The sequence below is a fragment of the Bacteroides bouchesdurhonensis genome (genome assembly GCF_900155865.1).
In the GTDB taxonomy this organism is placed as follows: Bacteria; Bacteroidota; Bacteroidia; order Bacteroidales; family Bacteroidaceae; genus Bacteroides; species Bacteroides bouchesdurhonensis.
In genome coordinates, this window is record NZ_LT707006.1 from 4,601,209 (window position 1) to 4,618,915 (window position 17,707).

Genomic DNA, 17,707 nt, shown 5'->3' on the forward strand with positions numbered 1-17,707 from the left:
ATGAAACAACCGTTATTATTCGTAATATGGATTTTGCAACAACTTTGGTGATTTCACCGTCTCTTTATAAGGTATCGGATAGAAATACATTGCCTTACGGAATACATGTTGTCGCGCGTCAATCACTCTTAAAGATAGATCTCCATCCTCTTTTCTGGTAACCTCAAGACCATGCATCATCCGATTATCCGTATTTTCAGCGATCATCCAGCGACGTACATCGAAGAAACGATGTCCCTCAAATGCCAGATCCAATCGACGTTCCAAACGAATAGCCTCGGCCATTTCTTCCGGCGTCATATTATCTTTGATGCCATACGCATTTGGTCCATCCTCTCCCCCTTCACCAGGTTGTATGCCAGCACACTTGCGTATCTCCCGCAATACAATATACGGACTGATTTTCCCACGTTCTCCAAAGTCATCAACATGATTTGGACCGTAATATTCATTAACCGCCTCTGCGTAATTCAATAAAATCTCAGTATAACGGATCAATGGACGAGCTTGTGAACAAGAACCCGCTACCATATGGTTGGCATGTGAAGGGAAAGTTTGAAATTTACGTGTATAATATCCGGTCGGAGTTCCACGATAAATAGCATCTTGCTGTGTTCCTACAGAAATATTGATTTCAGTATCTTGCTGATTACTCTTCATAGAACATCCATGATAAGCTACAATAAATGTAAAACGAGGATCTCTATTTTCTGCAGGTTTTGTAGGAATATAATTAGAAGTATATTCACCATTTACCACTGTCGGTGTACCATCTGCCATCGGATATAATTCGGCTAAATCATGATATATATATCCTCCGGTTCCACTTCCTCCGGTACTAGGTGGAGCAAATGCTACCTGAGTTGCTATACCACCATCAGCTTTTTTTTCAAAAATAGTACCACTATAAACATCAGCTCCTACTTTATCATAAAAATCAGAAGGCAACAATGCTGCATAATATCCCCATCCAGGATAATCATTTCCATTTTCATCCTTATCTCGGATATACAACTTATATCTACCTGACTTAATAACATCGAGTGCAGCATCAACTGCCAATTTCCAACGTTCCTGATCAGCTTCAGGATATCCTACCAACTCTTTTGGGTAGTCAGCAGGAGCAAAATCACTACCATTAAACAATTTGCTGGCAGCATACAAACGTACGCGTGAAATCAAGGCTTTGCAAGCACCCGAAGTGATACGCCCAAATTTATTACCACTTCTTGTAGGAGGCAGATCCTCAGCAGCTTTGTTAGCCTCATCCACAATATACTCTACACAATCAGCATACGAGTTACGTTCTTTCTGTGCTTCTGCTACTGACTCATAGATATCGTCATATACCAAAGGTACACCTCCATAGTGTCTCAGCAACATTGCATAATACCATGCCCGTAAAAAACGAGCTTCAGCCTTATACTCCGTTTTAGCACTCTCATACATGCGGCAGCCATCCACATATTTAAAAAACACATTTACTCGGCGAATATTCTGATAAGCTTTTCGCCATACATCATCTTCGGCAACCGTTACCGGATTTACCGACCCCGTAGCAAACATGATATCCGTCGCAAGTCCGGTATTAGCCTTGTAAGCTGCTTCATCACTACTAGTCTGTAATCCTCCGTGACCACTATAACGATCATACTTAACATCATATCCAATATCTACATAAATTTGATTTAGGAATTGAGAGGTATAAGTACTATCGGCAAAAACTGTCGCCTGGTCCAAGTTTGTGGTCTCTGTCTCGCCAAGAAAATCATCCGCGCAAGAGGAGTACATCCACACACTTACAATAGATAAGAAAAAATAAAATAAGCCTTTCATATACAATAGAAATAGCGGTTAATAAAATGTTTATAAACTCTTAAATCGGTAAAATTCATTATTATTAGTTATTTTTATAACGAGCCTACAGTTTGCGTATTTGTTCTAAGAACGATTATAAAATATTATACCACTAAAAATATTTAATTATTTTTTTGAATATCACTCCTTATTTAAAAATTGTCTTTTGAAATACTCGCAAAAAACTATATACCTATACTCAAGAAGAAGGTCACCTCTTCCTAGCTTAAAGAGATGACCTTCGAAACAAACATTACCGAATAAGTTGATTAATAACCACTATTCTTACTCGTCATATAAACTTTCCCAATTGAAAACACGATAGTAATAAGGACGATAAAAATCGGCACTACCAGGAAAATTGAAATTATCCCCTGAATTAACCATTCATAACAAGAACTATTTATTTAGAAAGATAGTCATGATCATAATACTATTGGAAAAACAGTATAATATGCCCCCCAAAAAAGTGATTCTGCCCCCTTGTGCTAAAATAAACATACCCCTTGATACCAACATAAAAATGTCCCTGCCAAACACGAGCAACAGCATTATATCCTTGACCCAATAAAACTCTCTTCTTATTTAACTCGTGTGTGTTCTCTAAATTAATAGTCCGTTAAAAATAACAATAGTTCGTTCAACTTATGATTAACCTTTATACCTCAATCGCTACAAATTCAATACCCTTTTCCCCGTTTTTTGATTTATTTCCGAATCCGATTGAACCCCTGACACAGAAATGAATCGTTGCATAAAGAAAATATGGCAGCATTGTCTGCCTCCTCCTAACAAAAAACATCATTTTCTCTATCAACCTATCACCAACCTTCGGAAACTCCTTGTTGATCGTGCTTTGGAGTGGTGATAGGTTGTTATTTTATCTATCACCTCATCTATCACCTATCACCAATCACTTTTGCCGATATACTCTTCGTTTTAAGGAGGACAGATAACTTTTAAGCTCCTTATTAATAGTAAACATCCGTTTCATTAATAACAAACTTCCTGTTCCTTAATACCTAACTTCTTTTCCTCTGATAGATAAATTACTCTTTATTGGGACTAAACTATAAACAAAAGTTGCATTTTTATAAATGAAGCTTACGTTTATATAAATGAAACTTGCGTTTTTATAAATGGAACTTGCATTTATAGATTTTGATTAATATAGAATAACTTTACCATTAAATGACAGAAAGTTTATCCTAGGAACAGAAGAACTAATCTATTAATGCTTCTGTTCGTCACTTATAATATAGTGAGACTATGGATATGGGAAATTGAGTTTGGAAGCGAATCAAAAACTGTATACATATTCCAGATTCAGCTCTCAAAGAACGGATTTTAAGAACCCAATTAAAGAACCGATTCAAAGAACAAGATCATGATAACTCTTACCTTAATATTTATGAGACTTCGGTTTATCGTGTTCTTAAACCAATATTAGAGAAATTGTATTTCCACTAAAGAACTACAAGAAGAAAAAAACAAGAAAAAAGTTCAGCATTAGATTAGCTATATATTAAATTAAAAATTATTTTTGCAACGTTTTTTTAATTTTATTCTAATATTATGTACAAGATTTTTCATGGTTTCCATCTAGTAGAAGCTTATCAGGACTTAAAGAAAGCTAAACGATTAGCAAAAAATCAGACAGTAGCCCGATGTGTAAAGTTAACCATAGCTATTACCCTTTCCCTTATTTTATGGTTACTCCCTATTAATACATTGGGGATAGAAGGCTTGACTGTTATAGAACAAAGACTTATTTCAATTTTTATTTTTGCTACTCTCATGTGGGTATTCGAGGCTGTCCCAGCATGGACAACTTCCGTACTAATAGTCGTATTACTATTGCTTACCGTTTCCGATAGTAGTTTATGGTTCTTAACCCAGAACATTCCTGCAGAAGAATTGGGACAAACTGTGAAATATAAATCTATTATGCACTGTTTTGCCGATCCTATCATCATGCTGTTTATAGGTGGATTCATTCTTGCTATCGCAGCAACCAAAAGTGGATTGGACGTATTGTTGGCACGAGTCATGTTGAGACCCTTTGGAACACAATCACGATATGTACTATTGGGATTCATCCTCGTTACAGCTGTATTCTCGATGTTTCTTAGTAATACTGCTACAGCTGCCATGATGCTTACTTTTTTGACTCCCGTATTAAAAGCACTTCCGGCAGATGGAAAGGGAAAAATAGGATTGGCTATGGCCATTCCTGTAGCTGCCAATGTAGGCGGTATGGGAACCCCTATCGGCACACCACCTAATGCCATTGCTTTAAAATACTTGAATGATCCGGAAGGATTAAACTTAAATATCGGTTTTGGAGAGTGGATGAGTTTTATGTTGCCTTATACTCTAATAGTATTATTTATCGCTTGGTTTATACTCTTACGACTGTTCCCATTCAAACAAAAGAGCATCGAACTGCAAATTGAAGGTGAAGCAAAGAAAGACTGGCGTTCCATTGTTGTTTATATCACCTTTGCTATAACGGTTCTATTGTGGATGTTCGACAAGTTTACAGGAGTAAACTCCAATGTAGTAGCGATGATTCCGGTAGCTGTATTTTGTATAACAGGTGTTATTACCAAACGTGATTTGGAAGAGATCAGCTGGAGTGTACTTTGGATGGTAGCTGGTGGCTTTGCATTGGGCGTAGCTTTGCAAGAGACTGGACTGGCTAAGCATATGATTGAAGCTATTCCATTCAGTACATGGCCTCCTGTACTAATGATTGTCGGTTCCGGACTGATCTGCTACGCCATGGCAAACTTTATTTCCCACACTGCTACTGCAGCTTTACTTGTTCCTATTCTCGCTATTGCCGGAATCAGTATGCGTGAAAACCTGTCATCATTAGGGGGCGTAGAGACTTTATTAATTGGAGTGGCAATCGGATCATCACTAGCAATGATATTACCAATTAGTACGCCACCTAATGCTCTAGCACATGCCACAGGAATGATCAAACAAAAAGATATGGAAAAAGTAGGTATAATCATGGGAATAATCGGACTGATATTAGGATATACCATGTTAATTATACTTGGTTCCAACAAATTACTATAAATAACTTCCTATCATATAACAGGCTCTGTGAGAAATAAACATTCTTACAGAGCCTGTTAAAGTAAAGGTATCAACCTTTTGTAATCAATTAGGGATATTCGTAAAATAATAAAATTTAAGGCAACTAATTCATTGCGAGTTAGTTGCCTTTTTTGTATCTTTAAGCATTCCCCCCAAAAAACGGTTTGACGGCCAAAACGGGGGTAATCTAAACTAAAAAGACATGGTAAAGATACAAAAAATATCCGAAATCGAACCTTGTTTAGGTTTTACCGAGTTCGATATGCTAAAAAAATATCGTCAAAGTTTTGCAACGAGCGAATTAGGTCGCCTCCATGCTCTGTTTCCTTTCTCGGAACTGGCCCGGCAAATGCATTTGAAGTCCTCTGCTTTGGGTCGTAAAAGTTATTTTTCTCCCGAAGGTAAAATAGCCTTGATGGTCCTGAAGTCCTATACCAACTTTTCCGATGCACAACTGATTGAGCATTTAAACGGTAATATTCATTACCAGTTATTTTGTGGTGTTCAGATTGATCCTCTTCATCCACTGACCAATCCTAAAATCGTCAGTGCGATTCGTCAGGAAGTAGCGGACCGCCTTGATATTGAGTCCCTCCAGCTTATTCTGGCTGAGCATTGGAAACCTTATCTTGAGAACCTTCATGTCTGTATGACCGATGCCACCTGTTATGAAAGTCATTTGCGCTTTCCTACTGATGTCAAACTCTTATGGGAAGGTATTGTATGGCTTCATCGCCATCTGTGCAAACATTGCCGTACATTGCACATACAACGTCCCCGTAACAAGTATCTTGATGTAAGCCGTGCCTACCTTGCTTACAGTAAACTGCGTAAACGCAGGAAATCACAGACCCGTATGATTAAACGCAGGCTACTTCAGTTATTGGAAAAGCTACTGGACCAGCTGGAGCAGCTTCATTCATCCTACAGGCACAGGCTTACACTATCCTCTGATTACCAAAGGCGTTTCTCGGTCATACAGACGGTCCTTGAGCAAGGGAAGAATTTATTTGCAGGCAAAAAAGTGTCCAACCGTATCGTGAGTATCGACCGGCATTACCTTCGCCCCATTGTCAGGGGCAAGGAAACCAAATCCGTTGAGTTCGGAGCCAAGGTCAACAATATACAGATAGATGGAATCTCCTTCATAGAACATATCTCCTTTAAGGCTTTTAACGAAGGAGTACGTTTGAAAGACTGTATTCATTTGCAACAACAACTGACCAAGGTCAGGGTTAAGGCGCTTGCAGCGGATTCAATCTATGCTAATAATGCCAACCGGAAATTTTGTACTAAATATCATATAAGTACTTCCTTTAAGCGTAAGGGAAGAGCTGCCAAAGATGAGCCACTTCGGAAAATCTTACGGTCGGAACTCAGCCGTGAAAGGGCTACCCGCCTGGAAGGAAGTTTTGGAACGCAGAAACAACATTACTCACTGGCCAGAATAAAAGCCAGAAACAGGAAAACGGAAATACTTTGGATTTTCTTTGGAATACATACGGCCAATGCGGTATCTATGATAGAAAAGGTCGAAAAGAAAAAAAGAACGGCTGCATAATCAGACTAAAAGAAGAAGAAGAAAAGAGGAGAGGTTTTTAACTTCCCCTAAAAAGACATATACATAATGTACCGTTGGGAAGAAAGAATAAGAATATGTAAATAATATTCTATTAAAAAGATACAAGACTTGAGACTTTACACAAAAAAATTAAGAGAAAAGCTCACGTAAAGTAAAACTGTTCTCTTAATTTATAAGAAAGAGGGACATTTACTGAATATCCCCAATTAACAACCAACAAGGGTGTTCCCGTTCAGATACTTCTTTTGAAAAGCTACTATGAGAGATCAAATACAATATTAAATTTCCCACCTTCAACCATAAATGTTTTATTTTTCACATTCACTTTTCTCCCGTCTATCCTACAAGAAACGGCACTATCAGGCATACAAACCGTAGCTGTAGTCCCAGGAGGAATGGTAAGACGAAGATTTAATTGGTTACCTTGTAGTTTCCAATCGACAGCAATAGTACCATAAGGAGATTCTTTGATAACCTTTGCCCAAGTCAGCCCAGTTGGTATTTGAGGATCGATATAGAAGTGACGATAACCAGGCTTAGTCTCATCCGGGCGGATTCCTCCTACAGCTTGATAAAACCAAGTACCGATGCCATTGTAACAGTTATGTATCCGGCTACGTTCACCACTCCAGTATTCCCAAGTAGTGGTAGCCCCCTTATCTATCATATAGAGATAGCCGGGATAATCCCGTTTTTTCATCATTTGATAAAAAAAGTCAGCTTCTTTATTCCGGATCGCCCATTCCGTCAAGATAGGGACTCCAACTAGACCGACAGCAATATGCCCATTATGTTTCTGTTCTGTAGCAGCTATCATATTCTTTTTTACCTGAGTGTATAAAGAATCGGGCACAACACCTACCAACATCGGATAACACATATCCAATTGTGAACCGGTGGCATAAATGCCTTCATCCGCACGATAGAAGGTTTGGTGTATAAGCTGATTAAGTCTCTCCTTGCGATTGGCAAATTCTTGAGCTTCTTCCGCTTTTCCCAATGTTAAAGCTATCTTATTCATTGTGTCCAAGCATTCGCTAATAAAACAGTTACTCACCAAATCTACGGAAGATTGTGCACCGGCATCCACTCCTGCCGGAGCCAACCAGTCGCCAAGATACCAGTTTCGATATTGTGTATCCGGCCAACGTTTCAACAAACCGCCTACAGTATACTTGTCCACATACTTAAACCATTCTTTCATTTGAGAATAATATTTCTCAATCAATCTCGGGTCATTATAATTGATATAAGTTCTCCATGGAGCCCGCACTATAAATCCACACCAATAAGGACCACCACCATCAGCACCGTGATTAGGTCCCACATGAGGCAGACTTCCCCCTTCTTGCATAGAATCTCCCCATCCCTGCAACCAGTTTACAAAAGTTGGCGCTACATCATACATTGTTTGCAGGCTCATCGTAGAAGAGTTTCCATCTCCGCCATATCCTGCACGTTCCAAATGTGGACAGTCCACCATATATCCGCTGAATGTCAAACATTTCATCGTATACTGAATCATATCGTGAATGGCATTCAAATCAGCGTCAGAACATTCAAAAGTAGCAGTTTGCGGATAATCCCCATAGATCTGCAAAGACTTTATCCACCCGATTTCAGGCTTCACTGGAAGGTTGGAGATACGTATATACCGAAATGCGTGATGATTGAAACGATTTCTGAAGCATTCTTCTTGACGACCGCCGGAAATATAGATATCGCTCTCGCCTTGTTTATCAAATTCTCCTTCTTTGTTCAGATTATCACTGTATTCCATACAGACTTCATGTCCTGAAGGTAACACAGGCATCTTCATCTCAAACCATCCGGTCTGATTTTCTCCCATATCCACCAACCAAGTACCCTCGCCTAACTGTTTTATAGAGACAGGTTGTAATACCCGGTGAATCTTATTAGCCTCACACATCTGAGGAGAAACAAGATGGTCAGGAACATCCACGATTACCACAGGAGCCCATTTTCTTTGATCAAGAGACTGGGATGAAAGGTCTACCGGCAAAATTCTCCCATCTACTTTTTCACCCCCAAACTGAAGCGCACACCAGTTACCCGTATCCGAATAGCCACTCTCACACCCGTTCCACGAACGATCCGTTTGAGTCAGCACTTTCCATCTACCATTTCTCAAGACATCCAGTTCCGCTTTCACCAGCGGTCCGTCATAAGCTGCGCCATAAGTAGTTTTCTTATACCATCCTTGGCCAAGCCAAATCAATAGATCATTTGCCCCTTCTTTCAGATAAGAAGTAATATCATAGGTAAGAATAAGTGAACGTTTCCCCAATTGCGATACAGCAGGAACAAGCACATTCTCACTTACTTTCCTTCCATTAACATAGATTTCATGATAACCCAATGAATTCACGTGCAGGAATGCAGTATCCGCTTGATTCATTCTCACTTTCTTACGAAGTAAAGGAGCGCAGACCTGTCCTCCCTCTGGAGACGATCCGATATAGTCACCATGAAATTGACTTTTATCCAGAAGACCGACAGAAAAACGCGCTACGGAACTCCACGCAGAAACTTTCTTCTTCTTCTGGTCCCAGACACGTACTCTCCAATAGCATAATGAACGGGAAGTCAAAGGTGAGCCGCGGTAAGGTACCATTACTGAAGCGTCAGACTTCAATTTCCCCGATTTCCATAAATCCGCTTCATCCCGAATGATTAAAAGACTGTCTGTCGCTACCTGAATTTCATAATAGGCTTGCCCTCCTTTCCATCCGTCACCTTTCAGTTTCCAACTAAAATGAGGGGTAGTATTGTCAATTCCCAAAGGATTTATCAAGTTCTCGCACTTTAATTCGTCCAAAGTAAAGGAACCACTTGTACCTTTACCTTTTCCATATATTACTGCCGAGATATTACAAAAGCAGTATATAAATCCTATGCCTAACAAAATTCTTATGTCCTTCATAATAAAGATCTTTACGAATGTCTCAAATGTGAGCCTTTACAGGCAATCTGGCATTTATAATCGTTTACATTTCATTCAACTTTATCAGTTTCACCTTATGAGTAGCCGGCTTATTTATTTTATAAATTTTATCAACGATTGTGTCCATATACTTCGTCCACACTTCTCGTACTTCTGGGTACATAGCCTTAGTAAACCAACCATAGCTAGCCCTGAGAAAACCATCTTTCGGCAGATACTCTCTGAGTTTATCAATCGCTTCCTGATTATCAGAGAATAATAAGCCTTCTTTTTTCAGGAATGAATATTCAGTCCACAGATATTCCCTAAACCGCTTTTCCACTTCAAAGCGTTCTTCATTCAGATACATGATTTTCATCGCTTGCTGATATTGCGGGGTAATCGGATAATCAGCCAAATTAATCCCGTTCTCCAATTGCCCGGATGAAATATCATCAATGAATTGTCCGTCTATAGTCAATCGATACAGTCCCTTCTCCAAATTGGTTACTTGAAAACGTTCCTGATTAAATTCTTTCATAAACGGAACTAACGCCATCGCATCACGTTGTGACTTTATATTTCCCCAACCTTGCCTTGGAATAGAATCCAACGGATAAGGAAGCGCGTAAGCCAAATAATTAAAGCTCACATCATTTCCGTCTTTCTTCAATTTTGAAATCTTACAATTCTTTTGAGATATCACCTTTGAGTACTCTGCGTCAATAGAAACATCGGCAACTTCCTTTCCTGCCAATCCTTGTGCTTTCAAAAATAAATAAGCCATTACCATTTGGCCGTCATTATCAGGATGAATCCTATCTACCCTACAAAAAGTAAAGGTAGAATCTTTTCTCTGTTCTTCCAAATTTATTTTTCTCATCGGTTCGTTGAAATCGACAAAGCCCCAGTTATTTTTTTTCGCCGAGGAGCGTTGAACGTCGATTATCTTCAAGATAGCCTGATTCTTGTTAGGCAGATTGAAAAAATTCAATTTAGTTGTTTCATCATAAGGCGAGCCACCTATCAACACTTTGGTAACTTTCTCCTCCGCCAGCAAACGCTTCTCTATTTCCCGATAACTCTCCAATGACTTTTCTACCTGCTGTTCGGATAATTCTTTCGCATTGTCTTTCCAGTATATATCATAGCCGGTATCGTTCATACCGAAAGTAAGGGTCACATAAGTGGGTTTCCTGTTAAAGACATCATAATCTAAACGGTCTTTAATGTCCCATGCACTTTCTCCACCGATTCCCGCATTTATAACAGTAATCGGTTTGCTCGGGAAACGTGTCATATAATACAGCCAGATGAAAGAATGGTAATGTCCGCCATGAGTAATGCTGTTTCCTACAAATACTACCCGTTCTCCTTTTTTAAATGGAGGAAGGGATGATTGTGCTTGTAAACTTCCATAGCTAATACAAACTAGTAACAATAGAAGAAATACCTTAATATTTATTTTATAGTTCATTGCTATATAAACTTTATATGACACATCCGAAACATAATCCATGAATTAAAAAACTTTACTTAAAATAAGAATGCATCATCATTAATTGCTAATACGCCAAAAGTCCCTGTTTTCCGAAATGTCATTCTCCCCCGATATTATTTTTAATATTGTATAAACGATCTCGATACAAATTCCATTACTTCCGGCAGTTCCATCCTCCAATAACTCCAAGAATGTCCACCGTCTTTCACCCGATATTCGTGACCGATCTGATTCTGTCTCAATTGAATGTGTAAAAGGCTATTATCTATTGTCAAAAAATCATCATCTCCACAGCTGATGTACCAACGCACCCATTTAATAGCGTTCACCTTATCTTCTGAAGATTTCAGGATATCTTCTATGCTAAACTGTTTAAAATAGGATTCCGCCTTTTCCGCTGGGACTTTTGACATATCCGACATACTCCTCATCTGCTCAATAATCCATTTACCGGAAACGGCACTAAGAGGAGCAGCCGCAGCAAACATTTCCGGATAGTGGAGCGCGTAAAACAATGTTCCTCCTCCTCCCATTGAAAGTCCGGCTACTGCACGATAACGCTTTTCAGCACGTACTCTGTATGTTTTTTCGATATGAGGAATCAATTCTTTAAAAAAGAAATCTTCATAATTATAACTTCCATCCGGGAGGTTAAAATATCCTTTATGTACCGAGTCAGCATCAGGCATCACAATGATCATTGGGGTTGCCTTTCCTTCGGCTATTGCTTTATCGGCAATGCGTTGCACTTGCCCAAATTGTACCCAGCCGGTATGATTGTCCCCATGTCCATGTAAAAGATATAACACTGGATAACTACAATCATTTTCATTATAACCGGCCGGCAAATAAACAGAATAATGGCGTTCCATCCCCAATATCTTACTTTTTACTGTATGAGTTTCATATACTCTGCTACCTTGAGCATATACTGTAGTAGCAATACTAATAAACGCTAGTGCAAATAGTAAAATCTTTTTCATTGTTTTTATTATAATTTAGTTTGCAGAATATCACAATACCACTTGATTAAAGAACAATTCAATCCTATCAAACTACAAAATTAAATTATTATTTTATTTTCTAAATAATACAATACCTTCATTTTAAATTTCTGTGAGTAGATTTTATATAAAAATCCGGAGACATAATGACTAATTATCAAATTACTATCTCCAGATTTTCAAATATAAGAAAAAATATATTTTCTCTTGTTGCTAGTATCTCATCATATATCTAATTTATTCTGCTCCGTTTTTCCATACTGCTTCACCAGCACGCTTACGCCCCCTTTCAGCATATCAGGGTCGGCTTCTACACTGATCACTTTCTCCTCGCCCGGCATCAAAGTTACATAGTTATCGGACATAATTAGCGGTAGCACACGCTCCTGAGTTGCTTTATTGATCAGTCTCACACGATTGGCAAAAGCTACAGTGTCTGAGTTATTCTTCAGTTCGATCTTCATCTTTCCATTAGACATTGACTTATCTACCAACCTACATGACAGTTGTGCTTCCGGCAACGTATTCAACAAAGTGTAATTGAGATCATCCCCTCCATTTCTCCAATAGAAGTTTTCTGATAGTAAATTACCCCCTACATCCATCAATTCTAATTTTATAAAATGAAGCGGGGTCAGCCCATCCATCTTTTTGGTCTTCTCATCATATATCTCAAATTCAAACAATGAATATCCGAACTGTGTAGCACGTTTAATGCCTGCCAGCTTCACATAACGTGCAGTAACAGGTTCTAATTCTATTTCCTCTGTACCTCCTTTTCCCTCTTTATTCGTATAAACCGTTTTCCATTCTTTTGTATCGTTTGATACTTGCAAATCATACTCTTTGGCAAAGGCAGCTTCCCATTTCAAGACAACATTATCGATCTTTTCCTCTTTACCAAGATCAATATAAATCCACTGATGATCACTATATTCACTTTCCCAACGACTTCCGGTCCCTCCATCGGCAACCATTGAAGCACTTTTGGAAGCACCTGTTGTCGAAGAAGCCACTACATTTTTTCCAAAAGCCAGATTAAACGGGTTAAAGTTCAATGTAAAAGCTTCTGCAATATTACTGGCAGCTACGTCAATCTGTTTCGTTTGTCCATATGCCGGGATTTCTTTTCCATTCAGATCGTAAATTGTAGCTTTAGCAACTGCACCTTTAAGGTCTTCAGCAGTAGTATTTACTGCTTTTATACTATTGTTGGAAGCATTCCACTGAATATGCAAATGTTCACAGGCTTTCTTCGCTCCCCAATAAGCACCTGTAGGATCATAATAATAGTCATAAGTCTGCCATACAAACGAAGGATAGGCCGGATGACTCATCCAGATCAAAATACCTGCGGCATCATTCCACATCTTATCGTTCCATGCTTCATACATGCCTTTCATAACTTCCATATTCAACAACTGAGCCTTTTCGCAAAACTCTTCCAGACCGGACGACTCTCCGTATTGGGTATTCACAGAATTCTTATAATTGATCGGATTAGCATTTGAAGCCTCTTTCCCGAAAAAATGCTTGTTCCAGACATTATCATCATCGTTCTTCAATTGATCGTCAGTAGGCAAAGGCCACCATGATTCTTGCGGAATAAACAACTTCACACTTTCGAAAGTCGGAAAAGTAGCTGTACCTATCTCCGTACGCATGCCATATCCATGGTCAATACCGTAAGGATAGGCCGGTGTATTAAACGCCAGATTACTGCCTGAAGTTTCAAAATGATGTCTTGGAGGTTGATTTCCCCACCAACCGCTTCCGGACAAACCATCCTGATTAGAGCAGGACTTATACATACGATCGTTATTATCTTCTTTGGCAACAACTTCACGAAGATAATTGTCCAGTTCCGGTTTAGGATGCGTTTCATTCGCCCCACACCAGATTGCAATGGAAGGATGGTTTCTAAGGCGTTTGACTTTATCAAGAGCATTCGCCTTAAAAGCTTCCGGCTCGGCTACATCATTATAGGCAACGTACAACCAGAAATCATTCCATACCATAATACCATACTGATCACAATAATCATAAAATGCATCGTCCGTCACACATCCTGTCCACAGACGAATCATATTATAATTCATTTCTTTGTGAAGCCTGATTTTCGTCTCATACTCTTTACCCTGACAACGAAGCAAGTATTCACTCATCCCCCAGTTTCCTCCTTTTACAAATACTTTCTGTCCATTGACAAAAAATGTCAGAACAGGATAACCGACTAGATTATCGACCATCTTATACTCATATTTCTTGATACCAAATGAGACTTCTTTTTCATCCGATACCTCACCGTCTACGGAACAAGTCAGTTTACAAGTATACAGATTTGGTTCACCGTAACCATTCGGCCACCATAGTTTCGGATTATCAATAACCAGCTGTGTAAATTCGTCCTTATTGATAGAAACTTTAGAAGTAGCTTCCCCCTCTATCTGAAAATCTTTAGAGAAAGATATATCTCCCGGCTGGATAACTCCGGAAACTACTACCCTCTTTGGAGAAGAAGAAGTGTTTTTGATATCTGTTGAAATAGAGATTTCCGCTTTTTGCAGGGTTGGCAAATCCGAACGCACCCAAGGATCCTCCATTATTACATCTCCCGTAATGGTAAGATACGTATTACCTGTAATACCTGCCAAACGTCCCGGAATATAAGGTATCCAATCCCAACCGGCACCCGCCAGATAACTGGGGCTACATGCCACTCCATACGGGTCTGTGGCTTTCCTTGTCTTTTTCTGGTCAGGATCAGTAATCAAAACGGCAACCGCATTCTTACCTGATTTCTTGATCAGATCGGTCACATCAAATTTTGAACGTATCATGTGACCACTTACATCCTTGGTAGAAGTCTTCGTACCGGATATTTTCTCCCCATTAAAATAGAAATCTGCATAACGGTTCGTATTGTCGAAATGAAGCCAGACACGTCTGCCTTTTGAGTACGAAGCCGGAAGTTCAAATTCGGTCCGATACCAGAAAGAACGATTATAATAGGTCTCATCTACTCTATAGATATTATCGGAGTAATCCGGATCAGGAACAATTCCCGCTTCAACGTAAGCGGTAAATACAGCTCCCGGAACTATACCTTTAACAGATTCGGTCATTTCATAGCCAGGTGTAGATATCTGCTCTCCGGTAGCATTTCCCAAATCTGCCTGTGGTTTCACCTGCCAAACGATTTGAGGGTTTGAACTATTTAATGACATCGTTGAGGTTTGTTTCACACATCCCGAATGGGTAAAAACAACTACCCCCAACAATAAAAGAAGCCTAGACTTATTTATCATGTTGGTAAAAATTTAAATTACTACTTGTTATGCTAATTATTGGGCAATCAAATTCCCCAATTCATATTAGGTTGGTCGCCCATATATAATTCCAGAGTTCCTCCGGATACAATATCTGTGAAATCCAGATAACATTTATTATATTCTTTACCGTTTAACAGAGCTTTTTGTATATAAATATTATTTGCACTATTATTATGAGCAATGACTGTAAATGTCTTTCCAGAATAATAATTAGGATCAAGCCGAAACTCTATCTTACTGAACACCGGGCTCGTAATTTCCATCCGCGTATTACCCGGACAGGAAGGATGAATGCCGGAAGCCGCCAAAATATACCAAGCAGACATCTGACCAACATCTTCATTGCCTACAATACCTTCTACCTTATTGGCATAAGCCTTCTCACAAGTATAACGAGTCCACTTTTGTGTATACCAAGGTACATCAAGCTGATTGAAAAGGAAAGGAACAAAATGTACCGGTTCATTCGCATGGTTAAAATATTCGTTCCATAGCATATTGGAAGGAGTTTTATTGAAGAAATTGGTCAGATCGGCAATTACTTTATCTCTTCCTCCCATCAATTCTACCATTCCCGGAACATCATGCGGAACAAACCAACCTTGCTGATATGCATTCGCCTCCATACAACCGTACCATTCTTTAGTACGTGCATCTTCTGACCACGCTACCCATGTACCGTCCGCATTGCGTGGACGGAACCATTCTTTTTCTTTATCAAATACATTATGATAAGCTTGTCCTTTTTCATAGAAGCTTTTAGCATCTTCTTCTTTGCCCAAAGCTTTTGCCAGTTGAGCAACACACCAATCTGTATAAGCATATTCCAAAGTATGTGAAATACTTAATGGTTCAGGAGAGTAACCTAACGTGTCATTTCCAAATTTATGTGAGGTATTGACTGCATACTGATAAGCTTTTTCTACATCATAAGTTCGGATTCCTTTCAAATAAGCGTCCGCTAATACAGATAATGCAGGATTTCCCAACATACACCCGGAATAGGAATTCAGAAATTCCCAGCGTTCATAATATTCACGTCCACTCTGAGCAGCCATCGTTATCAATGAGTTCAGTTCGTCACTCACTAAACGCGGATTGACAATGGTCTGTAAGGGGAACTGACTCCGGAATACATCCCAGCCGCTAAATATAGTACGCTTAATAAATTTACCATCACTCTCATGCACTTTCTTATCTCCTCCTACATATCGCCCATCTACATCTGTATAAATACGAGGATCAATCATGGTATGATATAAGGCTGTATAAAAAACTGTTTTCTCATCTTCTGTCCCTCCGGATATCCGTATCCGGCTAAGCTCCTTATTCCACAAAGCATTTGCCTCCTGCTGCACTTGCTCAAAACTTTTAGAAGCAATTTCCTGCTTAAAGTTATTGGCAGCACCTTCCATATCAACAAAGGAAATCCCTACTTTTAATTCTACATCATCCCCTTCTTTAGTGGGAAATTCTGTAAAAAAGCCAAGATGCTTACCTGCCAATTCCTTTTTATCACGAATCACAGGAGCTTCGGATACGCGAGTGAGATAAGGAACACTGACTACTTCGTCGCGTTTACGTACCCAATCATCGGGGATATCAGCACTCCAAAATCCATAATTGTTTAAAGGTTTATTGAATTGGGCATAAAAGTAAACCGTATAATCTGCTTTTCCTTCCCCATTTCCCCAGCCACCACCATCAGGTGTACACTTCATCCAGCCTTGAATGGTATATTCATCTATTACTTTAATATATTGAGAAGTAGATGTCCCGCCTACCCTACGTGCCAGATCGACCTGAACACGTGATTGTTCATTGGATGGGAAAGTAAACCGCAGAATTCCGCAATGCGGAGTGGCACTACTTTCCACTTTTATATTATAGTCAGTCAGCTTGACAGAATAATATCCAGCTTTAGCAATCTCTGTTACTTTATCGTAAGAAGAGCGATATCCTTGGATGCTATTATCTTCTTTACCTGCTATCTTGTGTAAGTCACCGGTTGTTGGCATCACAAGAAAATTACCTAAATCACCAAACCAACCCACTCCACTCATCTGGGTAAAGGCAAATCCTTCAATCGTTTTATGTTCATCACTATATCCAGATCCGTTATCACCACCAGTTATTGTGTTGGGACTCACCTGCACCATCCCATAAGGAGTGGTAGCTCCCGGAAAAGTCTTGCCTAATCCATGATAAACACCCGCAGCTCCAACACTAGTACTGGCACCAATAAATGGATTTACATAGTCAGTAGGAGTAAAATCAGCATTCACTTTATTAACAGACGAACATGACATCATCCCTAGAAAAGTGCAAGCGACCAGAAGATTTGTAGTAATTTTACACATACACACAGTTACGATT

At 39.2% G+C, this 17,707-nt stretch carries 8 protein-coding genes and 1 pseudogene; 2 read left to right on the forward strand and 7 right to left on the reverse strand.

Features of this window, described 5'->3' with window-relative positions; translation table 11 throughout:
* Positions 1 to 15 precede the first annotated feature (15 nt).
* Positions 16 to 1,836, reverse strand: a complete 1,821-nt coding sequence (locus CZ225_RS20055; protein WP_077155208.1) for a RagB/SusD family nutrient uptake outer membrane protein — start codon at positions 1,834 to 1,836, stop codon at positions 16 to 18.
* Positions 1,837 to 2,142: 306 nt separating this feature from the next.
* A pseudogene (locus CZ225_RS20060) lies at positions 2,143 to 2,238 on the reverse strand (DUF5005 domain-containing protein); the annotation flags it as partial.
* A gap of 1,194 nt (positions 2,239 to 3,432) precedes the next feature.
* Here CZ225_RS20060 and CZ225_RS20065 point away from each other — a divergent pair.
* Together CZ225_RS20065 and CZ225_RS20070 are read left to right on the forward strand one after the other, a co-directional pair.
* Positions 3,433 to 4,947 (forward strand): SLC13 family permease, encoded by a 1,515-nt coding sequence (locus tag CZ225_RS20065; protein ID WP_077155209.1) that lies wholly within the window; start codon positions 3,433 to 3,435, stop codon positions 4,945 to 4,947.
* Positions 4,948 to 5,170: 223 nt separating this feature from the next.
* Positions 5,171 to 6,529: a transposase gene (locus CZ225_RS20070; protein ID WP_077155210.1), complete on the forward strand. Its 1,359-nt coding sequence runs from the start codon at positions 5,171 to 5,173 to the stop codon at positions 6,527 to 6,529.
* A 277-nt stretch (positions 6,530 to 6,806) separates the two neighbouring features.
* On the opposite strand, the gene CZ225_RS20075 is transcribed toward CZ225_RS20070, so the two are convergent.
* From CZ225_RS20075 to CZ225_RS20095, 5 genes are all read right to left on the reverse strand, one after another.
* Positions 6,807 to 9,494, reverse strand: coding sequence for a family 78 glycoside hydrolase catalytic domain (locus CZ225_RS20075; protein ID WP_077155211.1), 2,688 nt, complete (start codon positions 9,492 to 9,494; stop codon positions 6,807 to 6,809).
* A 64-nt stretch (positions 9,495 to 9,558) separates the two neighbouring features.
* Positions 9,559 to 10,971 (reverse strand): SGNH/GDSL hydrolase family protein, encoded by a 1,413-nt coding sequence (locus tag CZ225_RS20080; RefSeq protein WP_077155908.1) that lies wholly within the window; start codon positions 10,969 to 10,971, stop codon positions 9,559 to 9,561.
* A gap of 143 nt (positions 10,972 to 11,114) precedes the next feature.
* A complete protein-coding gene (locus CZ225_RS20085; RefSeq protein ID WP_077155212.1) occupies positions 11,115 to 11,978 on the reverse strand; it encodes an alpha/beta hydrolase in 864 nt (287 codons plus the stop codon).
* Positions 11,979 to 12,223: 245 nt separating this feature from the next.
* Positions 12,224 to 15,226 carry a discoidin domain-containing protein gene (locus CZ225_RS20090; RefSeq protein WP_394334035.1) on the reverse strand — a complete coding sequence of 1,001 codons (3,003 nt, stop codon included), beginning with the start codon at positions 15,224 to 15,226 and terminating at the stop codon, positions 12,224 to 12,226.
* Positions 15,227 to 15,354: 128 nt separating this feature from the next.
* Entirely contained in the window at positions 15,355 to 17,691 is a 2,337-nt protein-coding gene (locus tag CZ225_RS20095) for a GH92 family glycosyl hydrolase (protein WP_077155214.1), read from the reverse strand.
* Between the last annotated feature and the right edge of the window lie 16 nt (positions 17,692 to 17,707).

Excerpts from the sequence above, each read along its gene's own strand:
- CZ225_RS20070 (WP_077155210.1), top strand. The coding sequence starts at position 5,171 with ATGGTAAAGATACAAAAAATATCCGAAATCGAACCTTGTTTAGGTTTT.
- CZ225_RS20075 (WP_077155211.1), bottom strand. The coding sequence starts at position 9,494 with ATGAAGGACATAAGAATTTTGTTAGGCATAGGATTTATATACTGCTTT.
- CZ225_RS20055 (WP_077155208.1), bottom strand. The coding sequence starts at position 1,836 with ATGAAAGGCTTATTTTATTTTTTCTTATCTATTGTAAGTGTGTGGATG.
- CZ225_RS20090 (WP_394334035.1), bottom strand. The coding sequence starts at position 15,226 with ATGTCATTAAATAGTTCAAACCCTCAAATCGTTTGGCAGGTGAAACCA.
- CZ225_RS20095 (WP_077155214.1), bottom strand. The coding sequence starts at position 17,691 with ATGTGTAAAATTACTACAAATCTTCTGGTCGCTTGCACTTTTCTAGGG.
- CZ225_RS20085 (WP_077155212.1), bottom strand. The coding sequence starts at position 11,978 with ATGAAAAAGATTTTACTATTTGCACTAGCGTTTATTAGTATTGCTACT.
- CZ225_RS20080 (WP_077155908.1), bottom strand. The coding sequence starts at position 10,971 with ATGAACTATAAAATAAATATTAAGGTATTTCTTCTATTGTTACTAGTT.
- CZ225_RS20065 (WP_077155209.1), top strand. The coding sequence starts at position 3,433 with ATGTACAAGATTTTTCATGGTTTCCATCTAGTAGAAGCTTATCAGGAC.